This window comes from Corallococcus llansteffanensis, assembly GCF_003612055.1.
Classification (GTDB): Bacteria; Myxococcota; Myxococcia; order Myxococcales; family Myxococcaceae; genus Corallococcus; species Corallococcus llansteffanensis.
On sequence record NZ_RAWB01000710.1, the window covers coordinates 1 to 4,519 of the forward strand.

Annotated in this window: 5 protein-coding genes; 1 reads left to right on the forward strand and 4 read right to left on the reverse strand. The window is 70.8% G+C overall.

Annotated elements, in window-relative coordinates:
• The 4 genes from D7V93_RS38710 to D7V93_RS38725 all read right to left on the reverse strand — a co-directional run.
• Positions 1–471 (reverse strand): hypothetical protein (locus tag D7V93_RS38710; RefSeq protein WP_372338405.1); only part of this gene is annotated, 471 nt, incomplete at its 3' end.
• 13 nt (positions 472–484) lie between these two features.
• Complete coding sequence (locus tag D7V93_RS38715; protein ID WP_120648088.1) at positions 485–1,201, reverse strand: hypothetical protein; 717 nt, start codon at positions 1,199–1,201, stop codon at positions 485–487.
• A gap of 74 nt (positions 1,202–1,275) precedes the next feature.
• A complete protein-coding gene (locus D7V93_RS38720; RefSeq protein ID WP_120648089.1) occupies positions 1,276–3,828 on the reverse strand; it encodes a M1 family metallopeptidase in 2,553 nt (850 codons plus the stop codon).
• A 12-nt stretch (positions 3,829–3,840) separates the two neighbouring features.
• A complete protein-coding gene (locus D7V93_RS38725; RefSeq protein WP_120648090.1) occupies positions 3,841–4,074 on the reverse strand; it encodes a hypothetical protein in 234 nt (77 codons plus the stop codon).
• Positions 4,075–4,219: 145 nt separating this feature from the next.
• Here D7V93_RS38725 and D7V93_RS38730 point away from each other — a divergent pair.
• Positions 4,220–4,519: hypothetical protein (locus D7V93_RS38730; protein WP_147451564.1), on the forward strand; the 300-nt coding region annotated here is incomplete at its 3' end.

Here is a 4,519-nt window from a genome sequence, read left to right on the forward strand (position 1 = left end):
GCCGGGCGCGGCTTCCTCCCCCGTGTCGTCCTCGCCGGAGCCGTCTTTCAGGCCTGGCTCCGGCTCACCATCGAGGATGCGCCGCAAGAGCCGCCCATCCGCATGGATGGCGTACTTCGCGCCGGAGTGCAGGGCCGGCACCTGCCGGCCACAGGCGGCGGGGTCTTCGTCGATCCGGATGAAGATGACGTCCTGCTCGCGGAGGATCCGGTATCGGTGCGACTCCGGCCGGTCCCAGCAGGGCGTCGAAGGCGTGGTGGGCGGAAGGAAGTCCGTGGTCGCGAGGGAGAGCGCGCGCAACATGGCGCCGTCCAGCTCATAAGTCTTTCCCTCGGCCGCCCCCACGGTGCTGCTGACGAACGAGGAAGGGAAGACGAGCGAAGGCTCTGCCTCCACGAGCGCGGGACGATGGGCCGTGATGCAACCGCAGAGCGTCAGGCCAGACACGAGGAAGAGGGGGCGCAAGCGCATGGAGGATGCCGTCCTACTGCCGTTGGATGCGGTAGTTCGTGTCATCGAGCCAGGTGAGCGTGGCGATCTGCTTGCTCTGCCATCGTCCCTGCTCCCGCGCGGTCCACCGGATGATCTGCCCGGTGCTGGGAACGTACTGGAAGAACCCATCGCACGTGGGCTGCATGACGTCGTGGCCTCGGGAGAAGAACGCGATGATGGAAAGCGGAACGAGGCCCGCCCGGGTGCTCACGGTCAGCCCGTGGACGTCCGCCATGGCGACGGCGAAGCGGATGTCGAAATCAGAGAGCTCGTTCTCGAAGGGATGGTTGTGGAGGATGAAGACGTAGCCCAGGCTCTCCGGAGGGTGACGCGGATCCGTGACGACGGGCGGGAGCGCGCAGCTCCTCTTGCGCGAATCATCCTGCACCGCGCTGGTGGCCAGCATGCTCAACTCGAACTGGTGGTCGGGCGTGTAATAGACCCAGGCGCAGTACTCCTGCGAGAGCCTCCAGCGCAGCGGAAACTCCTGGTCGGTCGGACGGCCCGCGGTGGCCTGGGGCTGTTGCAGGATCAGCGGGCAGGCCGCGATCAACGCGTCGGAGAAGGACTTGTACGGCCCATGGCCGGGAAGGGGACCTGGGATGCTCGCCAGGCGCTCACCTGGATCCGGTTGGACGACGCCGGGCAGGGGCCGGGAGGCTGAGCACCCCAGCCCCAAGGCCATACCGCACAGGAGCGACCTCCACATCGGCTCTCCTCAAGAGGCACCGGGAGGGTGCGCCGACTCCTGATAGCACGCTCCTCCCGGCCGCCCTCAGTCCCTCACGGCCGCCGCTTGAGCCACGCGGCCACCTCCGGGGCCACGCGTTCGCGCAGGGCCACGTCCTGCGTCAGCCGCTCCAGCGTCTGCGCCGTGGCCTGCTGCGCCTCGGGGATGGGGTTCGCCTGCAGCAGCGCCTTCATCTGCTCCAGGTGCTCGCGCGTGCGCAAGAGGCCCAGGCCTTCCACCACCCGGCGCAGCAGCATGGGCGCCGCGCCCGTGCGCGCCACCAGCTCCTTCCAGCGCTTCTGGAGCTGCTCCCACCACGCGTCGCGCCCGGTGCGGTTGCCCAACAGGCCCGTCGCGAAGCTCGCCACGTCCTGCGTCTTCACCGTCTCCGAGAACAGCAGCGCCTGCGCCCGCTCCGTCAGCTTGACGTCCTCGAAGGACGTGAGCGCCATCAGGTAGCGCCGCTGCGTCGCCGGGTCCGGCTCCTTCGGCATCCGCTGCAGCAGCTCATCGAACAGCGCCGCGTCTCCCGCCCGCGCCACCATGCCCACCGCCGTGTCCAGCAGGTTGGCGTCCAGCGCCGTGTTGTCCCCCTGGAGCATCCGCGCCACCAGCGGCCGCGCCTCCGCCAGCGTCTCCGGGCTCCGCGCGAGCCCACCCACCGCGCGCACCAGCGCCGCGCGCCGCAGCCGCACCCGGTCCGGCTCGCCCTTCGCGGACTGCCAGCCCAGCTTCTTCAGGCCGCCGCCCAAGAGCGACTCCACCCACCGGCGGAAGCGCTCCTGGTCCGCGCCCTCCGTCAGCCGGCCCTCGATGTACGCGAGCCGCCCGACGAGCTCGTCCAGCACCGCCTCGTCCTCCTCGTCGCCGAAGCGCCCCGCCAGGTCCAGCAGGTCCGACACCGGCGCCTGCGCCGCGCGCACCAGCGCCCAGGTGTCCGCCAAGAGCGAGATGCGCTCCGACGGCGCCAGCGTCCCCAGGTTCGTCGCCAGCTTCTCCAGCGCCACCTTCTCGTACGCCACCCGGTAGAAGCCCGTGGAGCCACCGTTCGCGCACAGCCACTTCACCTCGCCCGTGCCCTCCAGCTTCACCGTCGCCTGCGAGTCGCGGAACAGCACGCGCTGCTCGCGCACGCCCGTGCCGTCCTCGAAGCGCAGCACCATGGGCACCGGCCACGTCTCCGGGCTCTTCACCCCCGGCTCCGAATAGAAGCGCCGCTGCGTCAGCGTGACGTCGCGCCCCTCCACCTTCACCGACACCAGCGGGAAGCCGCTCTGGCCAATCCACGCCGTGGCCAGCTCCGACACCGGCTGCTTCGCCGCCTCGCCCAGCGCGTTCCACAGGTCGTCCTTCACCGCGTTCGCGCGCGCGTGCTTGCGCATGTACAGCCGGATGCCTTCGCGGAAGGGGCCCTCGCCGAGGAACCCCTCGATCATCCGCAGCACCGCGCCGCCCTTCTCATACGTGATCGCGTCGAAGCTCTCACCCGCCTCGCCCGCGTTGCGCACCTCTCCGTGGATGGGGTGCGTGGACTTGAGCGCGTCCAGCGCCAGCGCGCTCGCCCGGTGCGCGTCGAAGTCCAGCCACATGCGCCAGTCCGGCCGCCACTGGTCGACAATCTTGAAGGCCATCCACGTCGCGAACGCCTCGTTGAGCCAGAGGTCGTCCCACCACACCATCGTCACCCAGTTGCCGAACCACTGGTGCGCCAGCTCATGCGTCACCACCTCCGCCACCCGCTTCTGCACCGACAGGGGCGCGGTGGCCGGATCCAGCAGCAGCGCCACCTCCCGGTAGGTGATGAGGCCGGCGTTCTCCATCGCGCCCGCCTCGAAGTCCGGGATGCCCACCTGGTCCACCTTGCCAAAGGCATACGGCAGCCCGAAGTAGTCCTGCAGCCGGGGCAGCACCGCCAGCGCCACGTCCTGGCCGAACTTCGCCAGGTGCGCCTTCTCCGGCAGCGCCCAGGTGCGCACCGCGACGCCCTGCGCCGTCTCCTCGGGCGTGCCCACGAGCGGCCCCACCACCAGCGCGACCAGGTATGAGCTGAGCAGCTCCGTCTCCTGGAACGTCACGCGGCGCAGCTCGCCGTCCGGCTCGTCCTTCACCACCTTGCCGTTGCCCAGCACGGTGTGGCCCGGCGGCACGCGCACCGTGATGGCCCAGCGGGCCTTGAAGGCGGGCTCGTCGAAACAGGGGAACAGGCGGCGCGCGTCCGCGGCCTCGAACTGCGTCGCGGCCACCTTGCCCGCCGCGTACAGCCCGCGCAGCCCTTCCGAGAAGCGCCCCTTCCACCGCACGTCCAGCGTGGCCTGTCCCACGGGCAGGGGCGCGTCGAACGTCAGCACCACCGTCTCGCTCACCGGCACCGCCCGCGTGGACGTGGGCTTGCGCGTGTCATTGCCGGCGCGGAAGGTGACGTCGCCCAGGTCCAGCGCGTTGGCGTGGAGGATGATCTCCTGCGTGGGCTGGGACAGCTCCAGCTCCACGCGCTGTTCGCCCGTGAAGGTGCGTCCCTCCAGGTCCAGGGTCACCGTCGCCGCATGACGGCGCGGACGCAGGGTGGTGGGCAGGCGGAAGTTCTTGTCGTCGGTGGGATGCGCCATAGGGGCGCGAATCTACCGCCCGCCGCGCCTTGTGCTCGTGCTCCATTTCCCAGTGTCCGCCGCTTCACGGCGTTTCGGGGCGCCCGCCGGGGGGACGCGCTGCTGGAAGAGGCTCGACTCGCGCACTCCCTCCACCCACGGTCGCGGCGTGGCGGGCCTGCGCAGCGGCACCTTCGTGACGGCGTCGCCCTGGCGGTAGACCCGTTGCTCGGCCACCGACAGACGCTGGTGGTAGGCGAAGCGCACCCGGTGAAGCCTACCCTGCTCATCGGGTGCCTGCCCTACATCCGCCCCGAATCACCTCCACCGGGCGACAGCGCCGTTGGCCGGCGAGCATCCGAGGGGCCGCGCGGTTGGCAATGGGCGGGCGTGCTCGCGCAGACTGCGGGTCATGGTCTCCCGTCTCTTCCAGGTGGCGCTGCTGGCGCTGGTCACCGTGCTGGGGTTGTTCTTCGTGAACGGGCTGGCGGAGCTCTACGCGCAGGGGCTGGAGTGGATCCTGCGCCTTGCGGCCGTCGAGAAGCTGTCGCTCGTGGAGGAGGGGGTGGTGCGGCGGCTCGCGGAGCTGGGCACGTACGCGCTGGCGGGCGCGCTGCTGGGGGCCGCGCAGGCCCGGGCGCTGCGCCTGGTGGGGTTCCAGGTGCCCGGGTGGGTGTCGGTGACGGCGCTGGGGTTCGCGGTGGGCGTGGTG